This window comes from Sinorhizobium sp. 7-81 (genome assembly GCF_030124405.1).
Classification (GTDB): Bacteria; Pseudomonadota; Alphaproteobacteria; order Rhizobiales; family Rhizobiaceae; genus Sinorhizobium; species Sinorhizobium psoraleae.
On the sequence record NZ_JASKLT010000001.1, the window covers coordinates 729,765 to 754,554 of the forward strand.

The 24,790-nt window shown below is 61.7% G+C and carries 23 protein-coding genes; 12 read left to right on the forward strand and 11 right to left on the reverse strand.

The features are described 5' to 3' along the window. The first annotated feature begins 193 nt into the window (after positions 1-193). Positions 194-490, forward strand: coding sequence for a DUF1127 domain-containing protein (locus QN224_RS03530; RefSeq protein WP_283975549.1), 297 nt, complete (start codon positions 194-196; stop codon positions 488-490). Between the two features lie 420 nt (positions 491-910). Here QN224_RS03530 and QN224_RS03535 read toward each other — a convergent pair whose 3' ends face one another. From QN224_RS03535 to QN224_RS03560, 6 genes are all read right to left on the reverse strand, one after another. Continuing rightward, on the reverse strand, positions 911-1,729 hold the full coding sequence (locus QN224_RS03535) for a DUF937 domain-containing protein (RefSeq protein ID WP_283975550.1): 819 nt from the start codon (positions 1,727-1,729) through the stop codon (positions 911-913). A 175-nt stretch (positions 1,730-1,904) separates the two neighbouring features. Beyond that, a complete protein-coding gene (locus tag QN224_RS03540) occupies positions 1,905-3,278 on the reverse strand; it encodes a glutamate--cysteine ligase (RefSeq protein ID WP_283975551.1) in 1,374 nt (457 codons plus the stop codon). Between the two features lie 244 nt (positions 3,279-3,522). Further along, positions 3,523-4,260, reverse strand: a complete 738-nt coding sequence (locus QN224_RS03545) for a 16S rRNA (uracil(1498)-N(3))-methyltransferase (RefSeq protein ID WP_283975552.1) — start codon at positions 4,258-4,260, stop codon at positions 3,523-3,525. Positions 4,261-4,271: 11 nt separating this feature from the next. Further along, complete coding sequence (locus tag QN224_RS03550) at positions 4,272-5,774, reverse strand: anion permease (RefSeq protein WP_283975553.1); 1,503 nt, start codon at positions 5,772-5,774, stop codon at positions 4,272-4,274. Between the two features lie 136 nt (positions 5,775-5,910). Continuing rightward, positions 5,911-6,417, reverse strand: a complete 507-nt coding sequence (locus QN224_RS03555) for an NUDIX hydrolase (protein WP_173510741.1) — start codon at positions 6,415-6,417, stop codon at positions 5,911-5,913. 251 nt (positions 6,418-6,668) lie between these two features. After that, the gene (locus QN224_RS03560) at positions 6,669-7,460 is read right to left on the reverse strand and encodes a FadR/GntR family transcriptional regulator (RefSeq protein ID WP_283975554.1); all 792 of its coding nucleotides are present in this window, start codon (positions 7,458-7,460) and stop codon (positions 6,669-6,671) included. Between the two features lie 178 nt (positions 7,461-7,638). On the opposite strand from QN224_RS03560, the gene QN224_RS03565 reads away from it, so the two are divergent. Next, positions 7,639-8,913, forward strand: coding sequence for a DUF3422 family protein (locus QN224_RS03565; RefSeq protein WP_283975555.1), 1,275 nt, complete (start codon positions 7,639-7,641; stop codon positions 8,911-8,913). 50 nt (positions 8,914-8,963) lie between these two features. On the opposite strand, the gene QN224_RS03570 is transcribed toward QN224_RS03565, so the two are convergent. After that, positions 8,964-9,860, reverse strand: coding sequence for a LysR family transcriptional regulator (locus QN224_RS03570; protein WP_283975556.1), 897 nt, complete (start codon positions 9,858-9,860; stop codon positions 8,964-8,966). A 298-nt stretch (positions 9,861-10,158) separates the two neighbouring features. Between QN224_RS03570 and QN224_RS03575 the strand changes: the two genes are divergently transcribed. The 4 genes from QN224_RS03575 to glcF all read left to right on the forward strand — a co-directional run bounded on the left by QN224_RS03575 (position 10,159) and on the right by glcF (position 14,702). Next, a complete protein-coding gene (locus QN224_RS03575) occupies positions 10,159-11,598 on the forward strand; it encodes an FAD-linked oxidase C-terminal domain-containing protein (protein WP_283975557.1) in 1,440 nt (479 codons plus the stop codon). Next, a complete protein-coding gene (gene glcE, locus QN224_RS03580) occupies positions 11,595-12,827 on the forward strand; it encodes a glycolate oxidase subunit GlcE (RefSeq protein WP_283975558.1) in 1,233 nt (410 codons plus the stop codon). The genes QN224_RS03575 and glcE overlap by 4 nt, the downstream gene beginning before the upstream one ends. 69 nt (positions 12,828-12,896) lie before the next feature. Continuing rightward, positions 12,897-13,277 (forward strand): hypothetical protein, encoded by a 381-nt coding sequence (locus QN224_RS03585; protein WP_283975559.1) that lies wholly within the window; start codon positions 12,897-12,899, stop codon positions 13,275-13,277. Positions 13,278-13,406: 129 nt separating this feature from the next. Further along, complete coding sequence (glcF, locus tag QN224_RS03590) at positions 13,407-14,702, forward strand: glycolate oxidase subunit GlcF (RefSeq protein WP_173510734.1); 1,296 nt, start codon at positions 13,407-13,409, stop codon at positions 14,700-14,702. A 65-nt stretch (positions 14,703-14,767) separates the two neighbouring features. Here glcF and QN224_RS03595 read toward each other — a convergent pair whose 3' ends face one another. Together QN224_RS03595 and QN224_RS03600 are read right to left on the reverse strand one after the other, a co-directional pair. Further along, complete coding sequence (locus QN224_RS03595; protein WP_283975560.1) at positions 14,768-15,463, reverse strand: L,D-transpeptidase; 696 nt, start codon at positions 15,461-15,463, stop codon at positions 14,768-14,770. Positions 15,464-15,651: 188 nt separating this feature from the next. Further along, on the reverse strand, positions 15,652-16,401 hold the full coding sequence (locus QN224_RS03600) for a L,D-transpeptidase (RefSeq protein WP_283975561.1): 750 nt from the start codon (positions 16,399-16,401) through the stop codon (positions 15,652-15,654). Between the two features lie 250 nt (positions 16,402-16,651). On the opposite strand from QN224_RS03600, the gene QN224_RS03605 reads away from it, so the two are divergent. Then, positions 16,652-17,296, forward strand: a complete 645-nt coding sequence (locus QN224_RS03605) for a DNA-3-methyladenine glycosylase I (RefSeq protein ID WP_283975562.1) — start codon at positions 16,652-16,654, stop codon at positions 17,294-17,296. Between the two features lie 87 nt (positions 17,297-17,383). On the opposite strand, the gene QN224_RS03610 is transcribed toward QN224_RS03605, so the two are convergent. Both QN224_RS03610 and QN224_RS03615 read right to left on the reverse strand, forming a co-directional pair. Further along, positions 17,384-17,770, reverse strand: a complete 387-nt coding sequence (locus QN224_RS03610; protein ID WP_283975563.1) for a DUF305 domain-containing protein — start codon at positions 17,768-17,770, stop codon at positions 17,384-17,386. 584 nt (positions 17,771-18,354) lie between these two features. Then, positions 18,355-18,774 (reverse strand): hypothetical protein, encoded by a 420-nt coding sequence (locus QN224_RS03615; protein ID WP_283975564.1) that lies wholly within the window; start codon positions 18,772-18,774, stop codon positions 18,355-18,357. Positions 18,775-19,173: 399 nt separating this feature from the next. On the opposite strand from QN224_RS03615, the gene hisS reads away from it, so the two are divergent. The 5 genes from hisS to QN224_RS03640 all read left to right on the forward strand — a co-directional run bounded on the left by hisS (position 19,174) and on the right by QN224_RS03640 (position 24,681). Further along, positions 19,174-20,688 carry a histidine--tRNA ligase gene (hisS, locus tag QN224_RS03620; protein WP_283975565.1) on the forward strand — a complete coding sequence of 505 codons (1,515 nt, stop codon included), beginning with the start codon at positions 19,174-19,176 and terminating at the stop codon, positions 20,686-20,688. 5 nt (positions 20,689-20,693) lie between these two features. Further along, entirely contained in the window at positions 20,694-21,836 is a 1,143-nt protein-coding gene (locus QN224_RS03625) for an ATP phosphoribosyltransferase regulatory subunit (protein WP_283975566.1), read from the forward strand. Beyond that, entirely contained in the window at positions 21,833-22,528 is a 696-nt protein-coding gene (hisG, locus tag QN224_RS03630) for an ATP phosphoribosyltransferase (protein ID WP_283975567.1), read from the forward strand. Before QN224_RS03625 ends, hisG begins: the two co-directional genes overlap by 4 nt. 130 nt (positions 22,529-22,658) lie before the next feature. Continuing rightward, a complete protein-coding gene (locus QN224_RS03635; RefSeq protein ID WP_283975568.1) occupies positions 22,659-23,366 on the forward strand; it encodes a glutathione binding-like protein in 708 nt (235 codons plus the stop codon). Positions 23,367-23,463: 97 nt separating this feature from the next. Further along, a complete protein-coding gene (locus QN224_RS03640; protein ID WP_283975569.1) occupies positions 23,464-24,681 on the forward strand; it encodes an FAD-dependent oxidoreductase in 1,218 nt (405 codons plus the stop codon). Positions 24,682-24,790: the final 109 nt, after the last annotated feature.

The window sequence follows — 24,790 nt, forward strand, 5'->3', positions numbered from 1 at the left end:
ATAAGATTGTTTGATGAATATCATTAAAAACATTCGTTGGACTGATCAATAAGGATTTGCGACTAATAGCGTGCAAATCACATCAAGTCCTGTCCGCGAAATTCATCGCTGACCCTAAAACTTCCGGCCTGCCCCTGCGTATGACCTCCCCGCAGGGGGTGGGCTTCTTCGTGCCTGAAAAAGGAGTACCGCCATGAGCACGACCCAACACGCCTTCAATCTCGACCTCGTTGCAGGAAAGCAGCCGCTCGCATCCCGCACCGCAGGCGTGACCGGCGTGCTGACGGCTGTCTGGCGCCTGTTCCGAAACCGTTGCCAGATCGCACGTCTGCAAGATCTCGATGACCGGCAGTTGCTCGACATGGGATTGAAACGCGAAGACCTGCAGGAGGCTTTGACCTCCTCCTTCTTTGACAACCCGGGAAGCTATCTGACGCGCGCGTCCCGAAACCGGGCGAACCTCTTCTACCGGGGGGTGCGCCACGATTGACCATCCTGCTGCACGTTTCCTCAAATCGGTGCCGATTTAACATGCAGCACTCAAAGTATTACAGGGCCGTAATGCGTCTGAAGAGACGTCCGGCGCTGTAGGCGCATCCCGCCGCCTTGGATGCGCCAATACGGCATGATCCGCCAGAGGTTGCCGCCTTCGCGGATCATGCCGTGAGATTCCGGTTTGCGGTGCGTCGACCGCACCGAACGTTCCCCGCAGGGTATGAGCCAATAGACCCTGCCGCTTGCCCGGTACATGACCAAGACATGTACCGGGCTTTTTTTGCACGATTCTGCGAGGATTGCTGCCAAGGCTGCAGTCATCGGAGGAAGCAAAGCTTGGACCCTGCTTCTCGCCCGTCAACGATCTGACTGTTTGAAACTGCGCAATTCCGCAGGGAAAACCGTTCTTCCGGAATCAGGCCTTGTCGCCCGAACTTTTCCTGTAGCTCTCGAACAGAGCGTCGATGTTCTTCTGGTATTCCTTGTGCATTTCGAGCCCGCTGTCGAACATCGTGTTCATCATTTCGGAGAATTGCGCGAAGGCCGGGTTTTCCGCGGGGGCTTTTTCAGGTGCGCCCGCGCCGCCCTGCATCATGTCCTGAAATGCCTTCACGAAAGGATTGCCGGCGAAGATATCGGGCGTCTTCTGTTTATCTTCCGTCTTTGCCGTGCCGAAGAAACCCTGCATCGCCTGAATGAAGGGATTGTCGAAGGCGGTTTGGGCAGGTTCTGGCTTCTTGGCCAGCCCGGTTGCCTCCATCCATTGCTGCATCATCACTATCATTGGATTGTTGGCAAAGGCATCGCCGGACGTGCCGGTCGTTTGTCTGAAGAGGCCGCCCATCAATGTGCTCGCCATTACCGGCAGCATCTGCTTGTAGATCTCCTGGCCGATGCCAGTCATCTGCGCCGCTTGCGCGGCGATCGCCCGCGACATCTCCTTGGAGCCGAAAAGTTGGCCGAGGATGCCGTTGCCATCCGCCATGCCCTGTGGCGTGAATGCCTGGCTCATGTCCTCGAAATACTTTGCGTAATTGCCGGTCGAAAGCGCACCCAGCAACGCACCGAAATCATAGGGATTGGCCGTGTTGCGCTTGAAGGCCGTGGAGAAAGCGGGCAGAAGCGCCGCCGTAGCCTTCACCATTTGTTCCTGGGCGAGGCCGAACTGCTTCGCCATCATTTCGATGGCCTTGCCGTTCTGCGCCTGCGCGAACATGTCAAAAAGCGGTGCCATCGCATTTCCTTCCCGGCCGAACGACGCATGTCGCTGCACTATAACGGGAATTGGTGGACTTCAAACCGCTTTTTAAACGGCGTGGGCAGCACCGGGCCGTAGCAAAAGCAGCCTCTAGGTATTTGAGCCTGCGCGATTGCGGACGGAAACCGTTACACACTTTTTCTGGAATTGCTCAATACTGGTATTCGGCGAAGACCGGTTCGACAGAGCCGTTCCAACGGCCGTTGTAAAGGGCCAGCAGGTCCTCGGCGAGCGTCGCTTTTTTCGCCAGCACTTCGTCGAGCGGCGCCAGGAATTGGCTTTCGTCTATTCCGTCGCCGTTGAGCCGATTGCGCCGCTTCAGGCCGGCACGCGAAATCGTCAAAACTTCACGCGCGATATCGAAGAGGGAGGTTGTGCCGAGCTTTGCCGAAAGCGCTTGGGCGGGTACGGCGTCCCGCAACGCCTGCACATCGTCGTAACTCCAGCCGCGCGTCAGCGTCTCGGCGTCCGCGAGCGCCTCGTCGTCATAGAGCAGGCCGACCCAGAAGGCCGGCAGCGCGCAGATCCGGCGCCAAGGGCCGCCGTCGGCGCCGCGCATCTCGAGGAAGCGCTTCAACCGGACATCAGGAAAGAGCGTCGAAAGGTGATTGGCCCAGTCGCCCATGTTGGGCTGCCACTCGGCAACCTCGCCCTTGAGCGCACCGGCCATGAATTGGCGGAACGTTACATGGGTACAGTCATGATAATGCCCGTCGCGAACGACGAAATACATCGGCACATCGAGCGCCCATTCGACATAGTCGGCAAAGCCGAATTCCGGCTTGAAGGCAGCCGGCAGCAGGCCGGCGCGCTGATTGTCCGTATCGCGCCAGATGTCGCCCCGCCAGGAAAGAAGGCCGTTCGGCTTGCCGCCGGTGAAAGGCGAGCTTGCGAAGAGAGCGGTTGCAAGAGGCTGCAGCTTCATCGAAACCTGCATCTTGCGCCGCATGTCCTCCTCGGACGAGAAGTCGAGGTTCACCTGGATCGTACAGGTGCGATACATCATGTCGAGGCCCTTGGTGCCGACCTTCGGCATGTAGCGCGTCATGATATCGTATCGCGACTTCGGCATGCGCGGCGTTTCGGCAAGTGTCCACTTCGGGCTGCCGCCAATGCCTAGGAAGCGTATCCCTAGCGGTTCGGCAATTTCCCGAAGAACGGCCAGGTGTTGGTTGGATTCCTTGCAGGTCTGATGCAGGTTTTCGAGCGGCGCGCCGGAGAGTTCGAACTGTCCGCCCGGCTCCAGCGAGATCGCGCCGTTGCCCGAATGCTCGGCAAGCCCGATGATGTTGCCCTCGTCGACGATCGGTTCCCAACCGCACCTTTCGGCCATGCCGTTCAAAAGCGCCTGAATGCTGGCTTCGCCGAAATAAGGTACAGGGCTGTTGTCCGCCTTGAAGAAGGCGAATTTCTCGTGTTCCGTCCCGATCCGAAACTTCTCTTTCGGCTTCGATCCCGACGCCAGATAGGCGGTCAGTTCAGCGACAGAGGTAACCGGCGTCTGGTCGGTGGTGTCTCGGGCCATAAGCGTCTTCTTTGTTTGAGCGGCTCTGCCGGGCAGCAGGGGCGATGGTGGGTGCTTGAACCGTAATCAGGTGCGGCGCAAGTGAATTTCTTTCAAGATCTCCTCAAAAAAACTTCCCACCGCCCGCATTTCTTAAACCAGAGCCGATTCAAGGGCAAATCATGCAGCAATTCAAAGCGCTACAGCAATCTTTGCGCGTCTGATGAGACATGCGGCCCCGTAGGGTGGCCAAGAGGGCGGGGGATCATCGCCAGTCGCCGACCGCAGCCTGGATGAGCGCCATCGCCGCGACCGCTGCCGTATCCGCGCGCAGGATCCGCGGCCCGAGCGGTATCGCTGTTACAAAGTCGAGGCTGCGCAGCAGTGTCCGCTCGGCTTCGGAAAAGCCACCTTCCGGGCCGATCAGCAGGGCCAGCTGACGCTCGCTGATTGCCTGCAGGATCGGCAGCGGATTCTGGCTCTCGTTGCCCTCGTCGCAAAAGATGACGCGGCGATCTCGCGGCCAGGTCGCAAGGAGGTCTTCGAGTTTTCTCGGGTGGTCGATCTGAGGAATGCCAAGGACGCCGCATTGTTCGGCTGCTTCGATCACATTCGCGCGAACCCGGTCGAGGCTGCCGATCTTGCCTTGAACGTGCTGTGTCATCACCGGCTGCAGACGACCGGCACCCATCTCGACTGCCTTCTGGACGAGGTAATCGAGCCGGCCGACCTTGAGCGGCGCAAACAGGTAGACGAGGTCGCAAGGGGCGGGCTGCGGACGCGTCTGTTCGACCGCGGTGAGAAGGAGGCGTTTCCTGGACGGCAGCGACAATTCGGCCCGCCACTCGCCGTCGCGGCCGTTGAAGACCAGCACGGACGCCCCCTCGGCGAAGCGCAGCACGTTGACGAGGTAGTTGTACTGTTCCTTGGTGGCCTCATGTGCCGAGCCGGCGTGAAGCGGGCTTTCGACAAACAGGCGCTGCATACGGAAATTGGCACGCAATTCGGTCACCTTCAGAGGAAAAGGCCGGACAGGATGATGTAGACGACTGCGGAGAGCAGGGCGGACGCTGGAACGGTAATGACCCAGGCCGCAACGATCGTCAGGAAATGGGAGCGGCGCACCAGCCGACGGCGACGCACTTCGGCGAAATTGGTCTCCGCCGAGCCCATGAAATCCGCCTGTCCGGTCTTTTGGCGAACATATTCCAGCCGCCGTCTGGAGTGGCGCGTGTACCATTCGCGGAAGAAGCCGACGCCGAAGACTGCGCCGACTGCCGTGTGCGTGGAACTGATCGGCAGCCCGAAAGCAGATGCGAGTAACACGGTAACGGCGGTGGCAAGCGCGACGCAAAAGGCGCGCATGGGATTGAGGCGCGTGATCTCCTCGCCGACGACCCGGATCAGAAGCGGCCCGTAGAGCAAGAGGCCGAGTGAAATGCCGAGCGCACCGATGAGCAGGACCCAGAACGGTGCCCTCGCGCTTTCTGTCGATGCGGCGCCACTGACGGCAGAAACGATCGCCGACAGCGGACCAATGGCGTTGGAGACGTCATTCGCGCCGTGCGCAAAGGAAAGCAGTGCCGCGGAGAATATCAACGGCATGCGAAACAGCTTGCGAAGCGACTGGTTGCGGTTGTCGAGTCCTACCGACTGGCGATGGATCCAGGGCTTACTCGATAGGTAACAGAAGATGCCTGTGAGCAGGCCGATCAGTAGACCGCTCGAGAGCGAAATGACGGCCACATGAACGAGCGCGAAAACCGCCACATAGGCGGTGAAGGCCCCCGCCGTCACACCCAGGACGACCGGCATCAAGCGCCGCGCGGCCCCGATCTTGTCCTCGCGATAGATGATGAATTCTTTGAGGAAGGCGAGGAAAATCGCCGCGACGACGCCGCCAAGCAGCGGCGATATAGACCAGCTTGCCGTGATGCCGGCGAGCGCCCACCAGTTGACGCTGGAAAGACCGGCGGCGGTCATGCCGGCGCCGACGATGCCGCCGATGATCGAGTGAGTGGTTGATACCGGCGCGCGCGAATAGGTGGCGATGTTGATCCAGGCTGCGGAGGAGATAAGCGCGGCCATCATCACCCAGACGAGCGCGGGAGGATCGATGAGCCCGCTATCGACGATGCCGGCCTCGATCGTAAGCGTGACCTTCCGCCCCGCGATCAGGGCGCCCGCGACTTCGAAGACAGCGGCAATGCCCAAGGCCGTTGCCATCGTCATCGCTTTCGCGCCGACGGCGGCGCCGACGTTGTTCGTCACGTCGTTGGCGCCGATGTTCATCGCCATGTAACCAGCTATCGCCGCCGCCGCGACGACGATGGCGGCACCGGACGAGCCGGTCACATAGGTCGCCGCGAATGCCATGCTGAGAAGAAGGAAGAGCAGCGCGAGGCCGGGGGCAGCCAACCTGCGCATCACGTGATGCGATGCTTCCTCGGCAAGGCTGAGCTTGTCGAGGTCCTTGTCCAGGGTCAGCTTTTCCAGGCGCGGACGCGGCTTGGCCACAGTCGATCTCCATTCACTTAGTCGCCAGTAGCGCTACAGGTCAGCGTGTTCAAGCGGAATTGGCGGGAGAATGGCGGCTATGGCCAACGGGCGCTTTTTTCACGCGGGCCGGGCACCGCCCACCCAAATCCGGCCGTCAGCCGTTGGCGCTCTTGGGCACGGGCGCGGGAAGCGCTGACATCCGTTCGCCGAAGTTCAGGATGAGGCTTTTCAGCGAGGGTTCGGCGACGCGGTTTGCCGCCTCCTGGTAAGTGACCCATTCAAGTCGCCGTGTACCCTTCTCAGGGAAATTCTTGCAGAAGTCATCGACTTCAAGCGCGTGCACCTGAACCTTGCAGGAGATCTTCAGGCCATGATTCATGCGCTTCTGGTAGACATAGGCGCCGATTGCGGTCTTGTGCACCTTGCCTTTCACGCCCGCCTCTTCATAGGCTTCGCGCTCCGCGACCTCGTGTGCCCGTTTGCCCTGCATTGGCCAGCCTTTTGGAATGACCCAGCGGCCGGTGTCGCGACTGGTGATGAGGAGGATTTCCAGCGCACGCGTCTTCTTGCGAAAACGGTAGCAGAGCGCGGCATATTGCATGCGCGCCGGGCGGCGCAACATCAGATGCACATCAGCAGCTAGCCGGTTCAAGAAGTTCAAGGGCGCTATTACTCCTGCGAATCAATAGACATCAATTACTGGACAAGTATGACGCGCCTATCTTGCCTGTAAATGACGTCGGTCCAGCGGTTAACTGGCGAGACGGCGTCGCGGTTCCGACAGGCATCGCTACTTCAGCACTAAATATATGTACGCGCTTTCATTTCGCCAAAAAAACAGCCCCGCTAGGCCTGCGGGCTGCATTCCGCTGATTTTTACGACGAACGCAAGACGGGTAAGCCTGAGGGATACTAGGATCCCGCGCGATCCCGCTGCTGAAGCCGCAGCCGCGCGATGCGTGCCCACTCGCCGGTGCGCTCCGCTTCGTGGGCCGCGGCGGCGACGAAGTCGATGTGGCTTTGCGCCGCCGCCTTGGCGGCCTGCGGGTCACCGGCCATGATAGCGGCGTAGATCGCCTCATGCTGGGCGAGAAGCCGATCGCGTGCGCCCGGAGCGCCGAACACCGATGTTCGGTGGAAGAATATCCCCTGGGTCAGAAGCCTGTAGCAGGCGCGCAGCGTATGCAGGAGAATGATGTTGTGGGCGCTCTCGCCGATCGCGTTGTGCAACTCGACGTCAGCCTCCAGTTCCTCGTCGAAGTCGCCGTTGCGATGGGCCGCCCGCATCCGCTCGATGATGCGGGTGAGAATGTCACGGTCGAAATCGGTTGCGCGGCTCGCCGCCAGCTCCGTCGTCAGGCCTTCGAGCTCCCGGCGGTACTCCAGGTAGTCCTGCGTCGCCTTGGGGTGGCGCCCGATGAGCTCGATCAGCGGTTTCGAGAAGATCTGGCCGACCACGTCGGCGACGAACGTGCCGCCGCCATGCCGGCTTTCCACAAGTCCGCGCGCCTCCAGTTCCTTGAGGGCTTCGCGCAGGATCGGTCTCGACACGTCGAAACGCTTCGACAGTTCCCGCTCGCCCGGCAAGCGGTCGCCATCGCGCAACACGCCTTCGAGGATCAGAAGCTCGATCTGCTGCACGACCTCGTCCGCGGTCCGGCTATGGCTGATGCGGGAGTAGAGGTCGATTTGCTCTTCGGTCACGGCGAAACTCTCCTTGGCGAGGCAATCTAGGCAGGCTCGCCCAACTGGTCAAATTGATTGTCCACTTGTCGGCGACACAGACTGATAAAAGTCAAACTGCGTCAATGCGTCCTGTTCATTTTGCGCACTTGGTTGATAAGAGAGTGATGATGAACGCGTGAGGGGGATGAAGCGCTTCATGGCAAAGGGCAGTTTCGCATTTCCGTCCGCGCCGCTGCGTGCGCAGGTTCTCGGTGAAGTTCACTCGCGGCCCTACGCGCTGGTGACGACGCCCCGCGTCATTTTTCAGCTTGCCTTCATGACAGAAGGCGGCTCGGTCGTTGACCACGCCGCATTGTCCGAGCTGTCGCGTTCGCGCGGTATCGCTCCGCCCGGCCGCGACGCCAACCACCACGCCATGCCTTGGGGGCAGGGCACGCTGCGCTGGGAACGGCATACGGAATTCTCGACCTATTTCTGGGACGCACCGGCGCCGGAACAGTTCGGCGGCGAGGTGCCCATTCACCCGTTCGGCGACGGGTTTTCGCCGCCGGGAACGCTGATTTCCGGCATACGTCTCGAAATCCGGGCGGACACGCCCGAGGCGCGCGAGGCGATCAAGGCCTTCGATCCGACCAGCCTCTGTTACAGCGAAACCAAGAACGGCCAGGCCGTGCTCGTGACGGACTTTCGCCAGAACGGCGATGGGCTCACCCAGATACTCGTCATTGACTGCGGCCTGACCGAAGCGGGCACGGGCGCGCTGGTGCAGCGCCTGCTCGATATCGAGACCTATCGCACCCTCGCTATGCTTGGCCTGCCGCTGGCGCAATCGCTGTCGCCGGAAATCCGCCGGACGGAGGACGGCCTGACCGCGATTACGCAGCGAATGAAGGAGAACGTCCGCGAAGAGGCCGACGAGATGCTCGCCGAAATCACCCGGCTTGCCGCCGACGTCGAGGCCGGTGCCGCCCTCAGCCTCTATCGCTTCGGCGCCAGCCGCGCCTATTACGGTATCGTACAGGAGCGCATCCGCACGCTGTCCGAGACGGCCGTGCCCGGTTACGAGACGATCGGCACGTTTCTCGAACGCAGACTGGCACCGGCCATGCGAACCTGCCAGTCGGTCGAGGAACGCCAGGCGAACCTGTCGCGCAAGCTCTCGCGCGCCACGGCGCTGCTTCGCAGTTGGGTGGACGTCGAGCTCGAAAAGCAGAACAGCGCCCTGTTAAACTCGATGGACCGTCGGGCCAAGCTGCAGTTGCGCCTGCAGCAGACCGTCGAAGGCCTGTCGGTCGCCGCCATTTCCTACTACGTCGTTGGCCTGTTCGGTTACCTTGCCAAGGCCGTAAGCTACGAACTGCCGGTCGATCCAGGCCTGCTGACCGGTTTGGCGGTTCCCTTTGCCGTCATCGGCGTCTGGCTCGTGGTCCGGCGTATTCGCCGCCACCACGAGGAAAGCGCGCAGAAATAAAGCAATTCCACGAATGGCGTCTGGGAATGCGCTCGATCCGCCACGCGCGCCTATTGCTCCCAGTAGGGCACCGGTCCGTAGAGTGCCGCCAGGTAGTCGATAAACAGGCGGACCTTGGCGGGCAGGAATTGCCGGCTTGGGTAGACGGCAGAGAGCGTCAGGTTATGGGACCCTTCCCATTGCGGCAGCACCTGGACCAGCTGCCCGGCGCGCAGTTCCTTGCCGATGTCCCAGGTGGAGCGCAGCGCGATGCCGGCGCCGGCGATCACCGCCTCGCGGATGATCTCCGACGAATTGGTGACGAGCGGCCCCTCCGGGCGATAGCTCAGGCTGCCGCCGGGGCCCTCGAGCTTCCAATTGTCGTTGTTGTGCGCCGGCAGGCAGACATGGTTTGCGAGATCGCCGATTTCATGCGGAAGACCGTGGCGGGCCACATAGCTCGGTGCCGCACAGAGGAGGCGACGGACCGGCGCGAGCTTCCGCGCGACGAGGCTTGAATCGGTGAGTTCGCCGATCCGCACGGCGAGATCGAAACCTTCCGCGACGATGTCCGCAAAATCGTCGCTGAGAACGATGTGGAGTTTCAGGTCCGGATGATCCTTCATAAAGCCGGTCAGATGCGGCGCGATGTGCATGCGGCCAAAGGATGTCGGGGCAGTAATCCTGAGCGTACCCTGCGCCTGCGACGAGCGGCCGGAAGCGTAGGCTTCCGCATCCTCGATGCCGGCCAGAATGCCGAGGACGCGGTCATAAAAGCCCTGTCCCGCCTCCGTCAGCGAAATTTGCCGTGTCGTGCGCTGCAGGAGCCGCGTGCCGAGCCTGTCCTCCAGTCGTTTGACGCGCTTGGAGATCACCGCCGGAGAAAGGCTGAGCGCGCGCCCCGCGGCGGACATGCTGCCGGCGGAGACGACCCGCGTGAAGATCTCGAGATCGCCGAGATTTGTCATCAATCTTGTCCATTATTGCCGAAAACGAAAAGCTCATTAGCATTTGCTGGCTGTCGATCCTACTGCATGTCTTCTTAAATCGGAGCCGATGTTAGGAAACATGCGGCGGTTCAAAGTGCTGCCGCGAGTTTTGCGCGTCTGATACGACGCGTGGCGATCTCGTACATCCCGCTTTCACAAAACGGATAAGATGCTCTAGATTCAAACTGCCAACGCGCTTGCGCGTTCATTGAATGCGTGGCGATCTAGTGGTAAACAAAAAATACCACTCTGTGGCAGTTTTGTTTGGGAGTATCTCATGCCGGAGACGATCGGGTTTCTGAAACCGAAACAAGCCGTTCTGGATCGCCGGCAGGAAATCGTCGCGGACCTCAAGGATCTCTTGCCCAAAGGCTGTCTGATCAGCGAGGAGCGCGAGCTGAAGCCCTTCGAGACTGATGCTTTCCTCGCCTATCGGCGGTTGCCGCTTGCCGTGGCTCTGCCGGAAACGACGGAACAGGTAGCCGCCGTACTCAAATATTGCAGCCGCTACGGCATCCCCGTCGTGCCGCGCGGCGCCGGCACATCGCTCTCGGGCGGCGCCATCCCGCAGGAGGATGCCGTCGTTATCGGCCTTTCGAAGATGTCGCGCATTCTCGATATCGATCTCTTCAACAGAACGGCAACGGTTCAGGCGGGCGTCACCAACCTCAATATCTCCGAGGCGGTCTCCGGCGATGGCTTCTTCTATGCGCCCGACCCCAGTTCGCAGCTCGCCTGCACCATCGGCGGCAATATCGGCATGAATTCCGGCGGCGCTCATTGCTTGAAATATGGCGTCACCACCAACAATCTCCTGGGTGTGAAGATGGTGCTTTTCGACGGTACCGTGATCGAAGTCGGCGGCAAGGCGCTGGACGCGGCCGGATATGACCTGCTTGGCCTCGTCTGCGGTTCGGAAGGCCAGCTCGGCATCGTCACGGAAGCAACGGTGCGTTTGATCGCCAAGCCGGAAGGCGCGCGGCCGGTGCTCTTCGGTTTTGCTTCGTCCGAGGCGGCCGGTGCCTGCGTTGCCGATGTCATCGGAGCGGGCATCATTCCTGTCGCGATCGAATTCATGGACAAGCCGGCGATAGAGATCTGCGAAGCCTTCGCGCATGCCGGTTATCCGCTCGATGTAGAGGCTCTGCTGATCGTGGAAGTCGAGGGATCCGAGGCGGAGATGGACGCGATGCTTCAAAGCATCATCGAGGTCGCTCGCCGTCATGGCGTCACCACGATCCGGGAGTGCCAATCGGCGCTCGAGGCGGCGCTGATCTGGAAAGGCCGGAAATCGGCTTTCGGCGCAACAGGCCGCGTCGCGGATTATATCTGCATGGATGGTACGGTTCCGCTCAGCCAGCTCTCGCATGTGTTGCGCAAGACCGGCGAGATCGTCGCCGGCTATGGCCTGCGTGTCGCGAACGTCTTCCACGCCGGAGACGGCAACATGCATCCGCTGATCCTCTACAACATCAACGATCCGGACGATGCCGCCCGCGCCGAGGCGGCCGGCAATGACATCCTCAAGCTCTGTGTCGATGCCGGCGGCTGCCTGACGGGCGAGCACGGGGTCGGCATCGAGAAGCGTGACCTGATGCTGCATCAATACAGTCGGGCCGATCTCGACCAGCAGATGGCGGCACGCGCGGCCTTTGATCCCGAATGGCTCCTCAACCCGTCGAAGGTCTTTCCGCTCGAAGGGCGGCCGGCAGCATGATCGTTCACTTCGAACCAGCCAGCGAGGAGGGGATCGCCTCGATCGTGCGCTCCGCAGCGGCAGAGCGCGTTACGCTGGCGATCGTCGGCGGTGGCACGCGCTCGGGCCTCGGCAATCCGGTGCGGACGGACCGAACGCTCTCGACCCGCCGCCTCTCCGGCATCGTCAGCTACAATCCGGCGGAAATGACCATGAGCGCGCTCTCCGGAACGCCGCTTGCCGAGGTCGAAGCCGCGCTTCGCGCCAACGGCCAGATGCTTTCCTTCGAACCGGTGGATCATCGGCCGATCTTCGCCACGTCGGGCGAGCCGACAATCGGTGGCGTGTTCGCGGCGAATGTTTCCGGTCCCCGGCGCTATGTCTCCGGTGCCGCGCGCGACAGCCTGCTCGGCGTGCGATTCGTCAATGGAGCCGGCGACGTGATCAAGGCTGGCGGCCGGGTCATGAAGAACGTCACCGGGCTCGACCTCGTCAAGCTCATGGCAGGTTCCTACGGCACGCTCGGGATCTTGACGGAAGTCACCTTCAAGGTGCTGCCGCTGCCGCCAACGGCCGCGACGGTGGTCGTCTCGGGTCTCAATGATGCAGAAGCTGCGGCGGCCATGGCCGAGACGATGGCGCTTCCGGTGGAGGCTTCCGGCGCGGCCCATCTGCCGGAGAGCGTGCGCGGACGCTTCCTGGACGGCGCGCTTCCCGAAGGCGCGGCAACTGTTCTGAGGCTGGAGGGCTTGGCGGAATCCGTTGACATACGTGCTGAGAAACTCACTGCGGCGCTTTCCCGGATCGGGCCGGTTTCTCGACTCGACGCGGCGGCAACGGATGCATTGTGGGCGGAAATCCGCGACGTGAAGCCCTATGCCGATGGCACCAGGCGACCATTGTGGCGGGTCTCGGTCGCGCCGTCCGCCGGCCATCAGCTCGTTGCCGCGCTGCGCCTGCAAACCGGCGTCGATGCGTTTTATGACTGGCAGGGCGGGCTTGTATGGCTGCGGATGGAAGCGGACGCTGAGGCGGAGCTCGTGCGCCGCTATGTCGCCGCGCTCGGCGGCGGCCATGCGAGCCTGGTGAGGGCCAGCGACGATGCGCGCGCAAGCGTTCCGGCCTTCGAACCGCAGGCGCCGGCCGTCGCTCAATTGACGGAGCGCATCCGCGCCAGGTTCGATCCGTCGCGGATTTTCAACCCGGGGCGGATGGCAATAGGCGCCCAGGCAGGAGTAGGGAGTGAGTGAAAAGACTTCTTCTGCCGCCGATCTCGCCGACAGGCGCGATCCGTTCGAAACGTGCCATGGGAGAACTCGATGAGCGATACCGGTCCCCGGACACCGCTTTCCCGCCAGACCGATCGCTGGTTGGAACCGGGCAAGGTCAACATTCAGATCATCTATGTGCTTTATCTCGTCAGCTTTGCCATCGGCATCACCGCGCTCATCGGGATCGTGCTGGCTTATCTCAACCGCGAAAAGGCGGAGCCATGGGCAAGGACCCACTATACCTGGGCGATCCGCACCTTCTGGATCGCCTTGCTTTTCTGCATAATTTCGGCGCTGCTTACCGTTATGGTCATTGGCGTTCTAGGCTTTGTGGCCACAGCGGTATGGATCGTCGTCAGATGCGTTGTCGGCTTGCAGAAAGCGGCCCGGGAGGAACCGATCACCAATCCCGAGAGCTGGCTGGTCTAGACTCGGGATTGCAGGGTGGAATGCGGCGGGGCGCGCAAGTCTTCGCCCGGATCCCGCCCTAGGTTATAGGAATAGTGCAACGAATCCGGGTCGCCTTGATCCGGGACCGTCGCTAATTGGAGTATTCGGTTGCAGACCAATTTCTCACCCGCGCAACTCGCCGATCCGCGTGTCGCCGAATCCGAAAAGATCCTGCGCAAGTGTGTCCACTGCGGTTTCTGCACGGCAACCTGTCCGACCTATGTCGTCCTCGGCGATGAACTCGACAGTCCCCGCGGGCGGATCTACCTGATCAAGGACATGCTCGAAAACGGCCGGGCGGCGGACCGCGAGACCGTTACGCATATCGACCGCTGCCTCTCCTGTCTGTCGTGCCTTACCACCTGTCCATCGGGCGTCGACTACATGCATCTGGTCGACCATGCCCGCATCCACATCGAAAAGACCTACAAACGGCCGTTCAAGGATCGCTTCGCGCGCGCCGTTCTCGCCGCGGTGCTGCCCTACCCAAGGCGGTTTCGGTTCGCGCTACGGGCGGCTGGCGTTACCCGCCCATTGGCGGGGCTGGTGAAGCGAATTCCCTGGATGAAGACCTTTGGCGTCATGCTCGACCTGGCTCCGAAAGCGGTGCCACCGGCCTCCGCAGGGACCAGGCCCGCTACCTACGCAGCGAAGGGCGAGCGCCGTGGCCGGGTGGCGATCCTGACCGGCTGTGCGCAGCCGGTCTTGAAGCCTGAGATCAACGAAGCGGCGATCCGGCTGCTCACGGGACAGGGCATCGAGGTTGTCGTCTCCGCCGGCGAGGGCTGCTGCGGAGCGCTGGTCCACCACATGGGGCGGGAGGAACAGGCGCTCGAGGCCGCTCGCCGTAACGTCGATATCTGGTTGAAGGCGGAAGACGAAGACGGTCTTGATGCCGTCATCATTACCGCCTCGGGCTGCGGCACCACGATCAAGGATTATGGTCACATGCTGCGGCTGGATCCGGGATATGCGGAAAAGGCAGCGAAAGTATCCGCATTGGCAAAGGACATCACTGAATACCTGGCGGGTCTCGAATTGCCGCAGCGGGAGAAGCGCGGGATGACGGTTGCCTATCATTCTGCCTGCTCGATGCAGCATGGCCAGAAGATCACCGCGGCGCCGAAAGAGCTGTTGAAGCGGGCCGGCTTCACGGTTCGCGAGCCGGCCGAGGGCCACCTCTGTTGCGGGTCCGCGGGCACCTACAACATCCTGCAATCCGAGATATCGGAGAAACTCAAGGCGCGCAAAGTGCGCAACATCGAAGCGACGAAACCGGATGTGATTGCGACCGGCAATATCGGTTGCATCACGCAGATCGCGACCGGAACGGCGCTTCCGATCTTGCACACGGTCGAACTCCTGGACTGGGCTTATGGCGGGCCGAAACCTGCCGGTCTCTGACGTCAAAAATACGAATGCCGGCACTGATCGGTGCCGGCATTCGTCACGTTGCTGCCTTGATAAACTCAGCCGCCGAAGATCTGGCGGAAAATGTCCACGCCGCGATCGTCGTAATTGACGTCGCCGTGTTTGTTGCCCGGGCCGATGACGATCACTTTCGTCCCGATGCCGGCACGGTCGTAAAGGTGCTCGACGTCCTCGTTCATCATCCGGATGCATCCCGACGACATGTTCTGGCCAATGGTCCAGGGCTGGTTCGTGCCGTGAATGCGGAAGATCGTGTCGCGGCCGCCCTTGTAGAGATAAAGCGCGCGGGCGCCGAGCGGATTGTCGATGCCGCCTTGCTGGGTGATTGGCAGGATGCGGCCCTTCGCGGCTTCTCGCACGCGCATTTCCGCCGGAGGCGTCCAGCTTGGCCACTCGGCTTTGCGGCCGACCTTGACGACACCGGACCAGCCGAAGCCTTCGCGACCGACGCCGATGCCGTAACGCGTCGCGCGGTTCGGGCCGTCGATGTAATAGAGGTACTTGTTGTTCGTATCGACGATAATGGTGCCGGGAGCTTCATTCGTCCGGAAACGGACCTTGGTGCGCCAATATCTTTGCGGCGGCCGCTTCTGATAGGCGGCCAGCAGAATGTCGGAACGCTTGGCGGTGGCCTCCAGTGCATTCGCCGGAGTGAACGCCGATGCATTCGTCGCACCAAACAGTGCCGTGGCCGCGACAGCGAGCGCAACCACCTTCTTGGCATGAAATTTCATTAACGATTCCCTCTCAACCCTAATCGCGTGCAGGTTCGGCAAATTACCTGCAAGCTCAAGCCTGCGCCATATCCGATAGAGCATAGGCACCGGCGTAACTTGTATCTCTGGGAACAGCTGTTGCGTTTGGAGCACTGTTGCCAGGGCGAACGCAATCTGTACGCGGGTTATTCAGGTGAAGGGCGGTTTTATATCACGATAACCTTCGTGCCCACGTTCACGCGTTCATAGAGATCGACGACATCTTCGTTGCGCATGCGGATGCAGCCGGACGAGACGCCATAGCCGATCGTCCAGGGCGCGTTGGTGCCGTGAATGCGGTAGAGCGTGGAGCCGAGATACATGGCCCGGGCGCCGAGCGGGTTTCCGGGGCCGCCTTCCATGCGGGCCGGCAGATAATGCCCCTTCGCGGCTTCCCGCGCGATCATTTCCTGTGGCGGCGTCCAGGTCGGCCACTCCGCCTTCCGGGTAATCTTGTGCGCGCCGGCCCATTCGAAGCCAGGTTTGCCGACACCGACGCCATAGCGACGGGCTTCGCCCTTGCCTGTGACGAGATAGAGGAAGCGGTTGTTGGTGTCGATCACGATCGTGCCAGGCTTCTCCGGACCATCATAGGCCACGGTTTGCGGCAGGAACTGCGGATCGAACTTCGTCTTCGTCGGCTTTTGCGCGCGCACGGCCGCAACCGGCTGCACCAATGCCGGCGCAGTTAGGCGCTTTGCCTGACGTCCGTCGAACTGCTTTCGGGTGGCCGTCGGCATCTGCGGACGGTAGGCGACCGGACGCGCCTGCTGCCCGCCAAGCTGCATCAACCAGGGGGCGGTGAGATCCGGGCTGACGATAACGGGCGGACGATTGTGATACCGGTCGCGCGCGCCGGCCTCGCCGGCAACGACACAGAGGAGGGATATGGCAAGAAAAAGGGATTTTTTCATCATGGGCGGACTCGCTACATTGCGCCGAAAATTTTCAAAGAAAGGCTCCATGGCCGGGAAAGCGGCGCTTTCGCCGGCCAGGCGCGCCTGGCAATGGCCTGATCGTGGCATCGCGTTGCCACCGAAAGGTAAACGGCCATTCATTAAAAGGCCGGCGCGCGGATAAAGCTCTGGGTAGGGTTATCGGCCACTTTATGAAAGTGGTTTGCGAGTGGTAAACAGAACAAAAGAGCAACCGAGAGAGAATGAAACAATGGCCGCCAAAGGCTTGATTACCGGAGATGATGGACTTGATCGCTGCGCCTGGCACGGCAATCTCGAGGACTACCGGCGCTACCATGACGAGGAATGGGGCCGGCCGGTTACGGACGATCACCGGCTGTTCGAGAAGATCTGCCTGGAAGGCTTTCAGTCGGGCCTGTCGTGGCTGACGATCTTGCGGAAGCGCGAAGCGTTTCGCGCCGCCTTCGCCGGCTTCGATTTCGACCGTGTCGCCGAATTCGGCGAGGCCGATATCGAGCGTTGCCTCGCGGACACCGGCATCGTGCGCCATCGCGGCAAGATTGTCTCGACCATCAACAATGCGCGGCGGGCCAAGGAACTGCGCACGGAGTTCGGCTCACTCGCCTCCTATTTCTGGTCCCATGAGCCGGATCAGAGCGAGCGTCCGAAGGTCGTGAGCTACGAGGCCTTGATCGCCAATCCGACGACCGTAACGTCCACGCGCATCTCGAAAGACCTGAAGAAACGCGGCTGGACCTTTGTCGGACCGACGACGATCTACGCCTTCATGCAGGCCATGGGCCTCGTCAACGACCATATCGAAGGGTGTTTTTGCCGCGCAGGCATCGAGGATATGCGGCAGCAATTAAAAAGGCCGGCGCGTCAGTCCGCGTGAACCGGCGGCGCCAGCCGGAAAACCTCTCCCGTCGGGCCTCCTGCTTTGTTCAACAGTAGAATGCCTTGACGGGAGAGAAGATCTTGTTCATTGGCCGCCGTTCTTGGCAAGCCATTCCTTCATCATCTTGATCTCGCCTTCCTGGGCCTTGATGATGTCCTCCGCCAGCTTGCGGATCTCGTCATCCTTGCCGTGTTCCAGCTCGATCTTGGCCATGTCGATCGCTCCCTGGTGGTGAGCGATCATGCCGCGCACGAAGTCGAGGTCGGTTTTGCCGGTGAAGGCGATATCCATGTCTTTGTGCATCTTGGCGTTTGCTGCGGCAAAGGCCTTGCTGGACGGCGAAACATCGCCGGCCGGGTTTGCCGCCTCCGTCGAGCCGTGCATGGTTCCGTGGCCGCTTTCCTGCGCAAGGGAAGGGGTGGTCGCAAGTGCTGCCAGCATGAGGGCGGCGGCGATCGTTTTCAGGGACATGATATTTTCCTTTCGAAATCCTATCCGGCATTCGCGGGCGCTTGTCCGCGATATGCGGGATTGTTTCGCTTCCGGGCGGTTTCGCCAAAAACGGAGAGATGTTTCATTTCAAACGTTCGGAACATTCCTCGCGGAGCGACCGCGTGGTTCCCTAGATCGAAAGGAAGGGCCTGGGCGGCGGAACCTGCGGCCTCACGCTCTCGCCGAGAGGTTTCGCGTAATGCCGCAAGGAAAGGCGGGTGGACGGGGTTTCGGGCCGCGTCAATTTGGACTGAGCGGGGCTGATTGCCAGGCACGCCGAGCACAGCGCCGGATGCAGAGGCTTCGTGGGAAGATCGCAGCGCTCTGTCGTCTCGCAGCGCGCGTCATGATTTGCTGAAGCGTGATGATCGGCGGCAACGGCTGCCGAGTGATGATGGCCCACTCCCGTCGCGGCAACATCCCGCGCCTGTGCCACGGCCGACGGGGCGCCGATGAGTGGCGCAGACAGAAACAGCAGAACGAGGGCGAGGCGACGCAGCATGCATGTAAGATAAGATAAATTTCGGCCAGTGAAAGAGGGACAGGCCGCCCCAATCACCTGCTCAACAGTTCCCGGTGTCGGGGAAGGCAAATATGCCTTCCAGCATGCCGTCTCCGACTTCACTGGCAAGCGTCGAGTTTCCGACGCAACAAAGCGGCGAGGCTTGTCCGGATCGACTACGCACGCGCGTGGAAAAACAGAAGGAAGACGGCGTCCCGGTCGCCTGCTCCAGAATGTTCAGAATTATTGACCTGTCGTCTCCGTCGTGGACGCGCAGCAGGTCGATGATACCGCACGGGTTCTGCCGTGCGCCGAGAAGCGCGAGCGTCCGCGGCCCCAGAAGAAAGGTGCCGTTGGCGAGATTGCAGTGCCACGGCTCGACGAGATAATCCCCTTGCGCCAGATCGCGCGTCCAGCCCTCATGGGCCTCCAGATGGGCGGGCTTGATTGCGCCGCGACCGGGTCTCATAAATTTCAGCATGCCGCCAAAATCTCCGCTGAAGCCCTTGCGTCGTTCGCGCGCTCTCGCGTCGCGCCGACCTTTGTTCCGGCTTTCAAGCAGAATATTGCCCGGGGTCTGCCCGCGGCAAAGCGTTGCATGATTTCTGCCGCCGTATCGCATTGGGCTGCCGGACAACCCAGTCGACCAGCACTTAACCTATAGGAGAATATCGCCATAAGTACAATCACAGCTTTGTTACATTCGAGATTGACGCCTGTTGTGGAGCGACGGAGCTCTCGAAAGAAAGCTGAAGCGTGCGTCGAGGAGGTTTCTCGCGCCCACCACGGGCGCGCCCTTTATTCCGGCTGCCCTTGCCGCCCTTGACGTGATCCGGTAGGGAAGGCACCGATAAAATTTGACAGTCCGGAAATACTTTCAATGAACGAGAAACCGAAGAAACCGCAGAAGCTCAAGGCTCGCATTCCGCGTGGCTTTGTCGATCGTTCGGCGGCGGATATCCGCGCCGTCAACGAAATGCTCGCCAAGATCGAGGAGGTCTACGAGCGCTACGGTTTCGATCCGGTGGAAACCCCGTTGTTCGAATATACCGACGCGCTGGGAAAGTTCCTTCCCGACAGCGATCGGCCGAACGAAGGCGTCTTCTCGCTGACGGACGACGATGATCAGTGGATGAGCCTGCGCTACGACCTGACGGCACCGCTCGCGCGGCACGTGGCGGAGAACTTCAACGAGATCCAGCTTCCCTACCGGACCTATCGGGCCGGCTACGTCTTCCGCAACGAGAAGCCGGGCCCGGGACGTTTCCGCCAGTTCATGCAGTTCGACGCCGACACCGTCGGCGCGGCGGGCGTCCAGGCCGATGCCGAGATGTGCATGATGATGGCCGACACCATGGAAGCGCTCGGCATTCAGCGCGGCGACTATGTGATCCGCGTCAACAATCGCAAGGTTCTCGACGGTGTGCTCGAGGCAATCGGCCTCGGTGGCGACGAGCACGCGAATGCGCGTCTGACGGTTTTGCGTGCAATCGACAAGCTCGACAAGTTCGGCCCGGAAGGCGTCCGGCTGCTGCTGGGCGAAGGCCGCAAGGATGAAAGCGGCGACTTCACCAAGGGTGCGGGTCTGAATGACGAGCAGATCCGCAAGATCCTGTTTTTCGTCGGCATCACCGACTATGCGAAGAGCGCCGATGAACTCGCCGATCTCGTTGCCGGAACTGCCAGGGGCGGGGAGGGCGTCGAGGAACTCAATGCGATCCGCAGCCTCGTGCTCAGCGCGGGTTATGAAGCGGACCGCATCAAGATCGACCCCTCGGTCGTGCGCGGCCTTGAATATTACACCGGCCCCGTCTTCGAGGCCGAGTTGCAATTTGCGGTCACGAACGAGAAGGGCGAGGAGGTCGTTTTCGGCTCGGTCGGCGGCGGCGGCCGTTATGATGGCCTCGTCTCGCGCTTCATGGGGCAGCCGGTGCCGGCAACGGGCTTCTCGATAGGCGTGTCGCGGCTGATGACGGCGCTGAAAAATCTCGGCAAGCTCGGGACCGACGACCTGATCGCGCCGGTGGTCGTCTGCGTCATGGACCGTGACATCGAAAGCATGGGCCGCTACCAGCGCTTCGTCCAAGAGCTGCGCCATTCCGGCATCCGTGCCGAGATGTACCAGGGCAACAAGAAGAATTTCGGCGACCAGCTCAAATACGCCGATCGCCGCGGTTCGCCGCTGGCGGTCATCCAGGGCGGCGATGAGCGCGCCTCGGGCGTCGTGCAGATCAAGGACCTGATCGAGGGCAAGCGCCTCTCGGGCGAAATCCAGGACAATGTCGCCTGGCGCGAGGCGCGCGTGGCGCAGGTCTCCGTGCCGGAAACTGATCTGGTCGCGAAGGTGCGCGAGATGCTGGCGGCACAGGCCGAGGATCGAACAAGGGCGAACTGACCGCGATGCCTCTGATCAATCTCCCCGCCTTTGCTGGCGACCTGCTTGCCGATTTTGAGCGGATGGAGACGCTGCGTGTCGACACACCGGTGATCCAGCCGGCCGAGCCCTTTCTCGACATGGCCGGGGAAGACCTGCGGCGGCGTATTTTCATGACGCAGAGCGAGACGGGCGAGAGCCTTTGCCTTCGTCCGGAATTCACGATTCCGGTCTGCATTCGACATATCGAGACCGCGACCGGCACGCCGCAGCGCTATGCCTATCTCGGCGAAGTGTTCCGCCAGCGACGCGAGGGATCGGGCGAGTTCTATCAGGCCGGCATCGAGGACCTCGGTGAGCCGGACACGGCGCGGGCGGACGCGAGAGCCGTCGGCGACGCGATGCAGGTTCTTGCCAACAGATTGCCGGGACGGCGGCTGAAGGTGACGCTGGGCGACCAATCGGTGTTCGAAGCAGTGATCGCCGCCTGCGGGCTGCCGGCCGGTTGGCAGAAGCGGCTGATCCATGCCTTTGGCGATCCGAAACAGCTGCAGAAGCTTCTGGGGGAGCTCGCCGATCCGAAATCCGCGGGCGTCTTCGGCCATGAGGTCGAGCGGCTTGCGATCATGGGCATGCTTGAGGACGAAGACCGGCTCGTCGCCTATATAGCTCAGACCATGGAAGCCACAGGCTATTCGACCAATACCAGCCGGTCGCCCCGCGACATCGCTCGCCGCCTCAAGGAGAAATTGGAGCTGGCGAACACGCGGCTCGACAAGACCTCGCTCGCCGTCATGCGCGAATTCCTGACGCTGGACTTGCCGCTGGCCGACGCGCCAGCTGCGCTTTTCGGCTTCGCCGCGAAGTCCGGGTTGAAAATCGAAGCGGCGCTGTCGCTCTTCGACGCGCGCGTTGCGGCCCTTTCGCGTGCGGGCGCCGATATAGATCTCATCCGCTATCGGGCCGCCTTCGGCCGCCCGCTCGACTACTATACCGGCCTCGTCTTCGAGATCGAGATCGAAGGGACGGCGGCAGTTCTGGCCGGTGGCGGACGCTTCGACCGCCTGCTGACGCTGCTCGGCGCCCGCGAACATATTCCGGCGGTCGGCTTCTCCCTCTGGCTTGACCGGATCGAGCATGCGGTTGCTACCGCGGGGGGCGTGAAATGACGATCACGATTGCACTGCCTTCGAAGGGCCGGATGAAGGACGATGCTTCGGCGATCTTCGAGCGCGCCGGAATGAAGATCGTCGCCGTCGGCAACGACCGCTCCTATCGCGGCCGCGTGGAGGGCTGGGACGACGTCGAGATCGCCTTTCTCTCGGCCTCGGAAATTTCCCGCGAAATCGGCAGCGGCGCAGTCGATTTCGGCGTCACCGGCGAAGATCTCGTTCGCGAGGGCCTGGCCGATGCCGATGCACGCGTGGAGTTCTGCGCCCGGCTCGGCTTCGGCCATGCCGACGTCGTCGTGGCCGTGCCGGAAATCTGGTATGACGTCGATACCATGGCGGATCTCGGCGATGTTGCTGCCGACTTCCGGGCGCGTCACGGGCGCAGGCTTGCGATCGCCACCAAATACTGGCGACTGACCCAGCAATTTTTCTCCGGAAGCCATGGCATCCAGCTCTATCGCATCGTCGAGAGCCTGGGGGCCACGGAAGGCGCGCCGGCTTCCGGCTCGGCCGACATTATCGTAGACATCACCTCGACCGGCTCGACGCTTAAGGCGAACCACCTCAAGATCCTTTCGGATGGCGTAATTCTACGGTCGGAAGCCTGCTTCGTCAGGGCTCGGAAGGCTGTCCATGCGGAAGACCCTGTTGTCGACCGGATCATTGCATCCATCCGCGCTGCGCTCTGACACGGTTCTTTCGGGAGAAATGACGGAGCGATGCAATCGCTCGCGGAAATTTTGCCTAACAAATGGAATTGCGACGACCTATGTAGGGGCGGCACGTCTCACCTTCAGCATCCCACCTTGAGGCATCCTTATGGCTGATCTTTCCTCTTTCCCGATCACGACCCGCTGGCCGGCGACCAACCCGGACATTATCCAGCTCTATTCGCTGCCGACCCCGAACGGCGTGAAAATCTCTATCGCCCTGGAAGAACTGGGCCTGCCCTACGAGCCGCATCGCATTGCGTTCGATGCCAATGAACAGAAGTCGCCTGAATTCCTGTCGCTCAACCCGAACGGCCGAATCCCGGCGATCATCGACCCGAACGGACCTGGCGGAAAGCCGATCGGTCTCTTCGAATCCGGTGCGATCCTGGTTTATCTGGCAGAAAAGACAGGAAAGCTTATCCCGGCCGATGCCGCCGGCCGCTACGAGACGCTTTGCTGGGTGATGTTCCAGATGGGTGGGGTTGGCCCGATGCTCGGTCAGTTCGGGCATTTCTTCAAATTCGCGGCCGAAAAGGTCGCCAACAACTCCTATCCGGTGGAACGCTACCGCGATGAATCGAAGCGCCTGCTTGGCGTTCTCGAGACGCGCCTGAAAGGCCGGCAATGGCTGATGGGCGACGAGTACACCATCGCCGACATTGCCACCTATCCGTGGGTAGAGGGGGCCCGCAGATTCTACGGCGGTGAGGAAGTGCTCGACTATGAGAGCTTCCCGAACGTCATGGCCTGGGTCGACCGCGGTCTCGCCCGACCGGCTGCGCAAAAGGGCATGGAAATCCCGCGGAAGCCCTGATCCTGCAGGCGGTCTTGCCGTTCCGTCCGAGTTGACGAAGCTCGGGCGGAGAGGGTACGGCTGGCGGAACGCGAGCATCAACTGACGGGTGGAGCAGGTGTCGGGAAGACTTGTTGTTGTCGGCGGCGGCCAGGCCGCTTTTGCCTTGGTTGCCAAACTTCGCGCTTTGAAGGACGAGCGGCCGGTGACGATCGTCGCCTCGGAGGAAAGCCTTCCTTACCAGCGGCCGCCGCTTTCCAAAAAATATCTGCTCCGCGAAATGACTCTCGATCGGCTGCTCTATCGGCCGGAGGCCTGGTATTCGGAGCACGACATCGACATTCGCCTGTCGACGACGGTCACACGCATCGACCGCGGGCCAAAACACGTAACGCTGAGCGACGGATCGGTGCTCGGCTATGAGACGCTCGCCTTCGCAACGGGGGCGACGCCGCGCCGGTTGCCCGCCTCGGTCGGTGGCGATCTTGCCGGCGTCTACGTCGTGCGCGATTTCAAGGATGCCGACCTGCTGGCCGAGGAGATGCAGCCCGGGCGCCGCGCGCTGGTGGTCGGCGGAGGCTATATTGGTCTCGAGGCTGCGGCAGTCGCCCGGACCTGCGGCATGGACGTAACCGTCATCGAAATGGCGGACCGCATCCTCCAGCGCGTCGCCTCCGCTGCCACCTCCGCGATCGTTCGCGGGATTCACCGCTCCCGCGGCGTCGATATCCGTGAAGGCATGGGACTCCACCGCCTGATCGGCGACAACGGTCGCGTAACTGCCGCCGAGCTTGCTGACGGCTCGACGATTGCAGTCGACGTGGTGATCGTCGGCATCGGCATTATCGCGAACGACGCGCTGGCGCATGAGGCGGGCCTGGAGACCGCCAATGGTATCATCGTCGACAGCCACGGCCGAACCTCCGATCCGGCGATCTTTGCCATGGGCGACTGCGCTGTCCTGCCGTGGCAGGGCATGCGGATCCGCCTGGAATCGGTACAGAACGCCGTTGACCAGGCGGAGGCCATTGCTGCCATCCTCGCCGGCAGCTCCGAGCCCTACGATCCGAAGCCCTGGTTCTGGTCGGACCAGTATGACGTGAAGCTCCAAATCGCCGGCTTTGGGCTCGGTCACGATGAAACGCTTGTTCGACCGGGTCAACGTGAAGGCAGCGTATCGGTCTGGTACTTCCGACAAGGCAAATTCGTCGCCGTCGATGCCATCAACGATGCCAAGGCCTATGTGACGGGAAAGAAGCTGCTCGAAGCGGGGATAACGCCGGATCGAGCGAAACTTGCCGACCCTGACACTGACCTCAAGTCGCTGCTCGCCTAATGCATGTCGCCCAAAAGTGGGCAGCGGTTTTGGGACAACGACATGCATAAAAGCAATGATCTAAAGCGCGTCGCATGCGACGCGCTTTAGGCGGCGACATCGCTCGGAT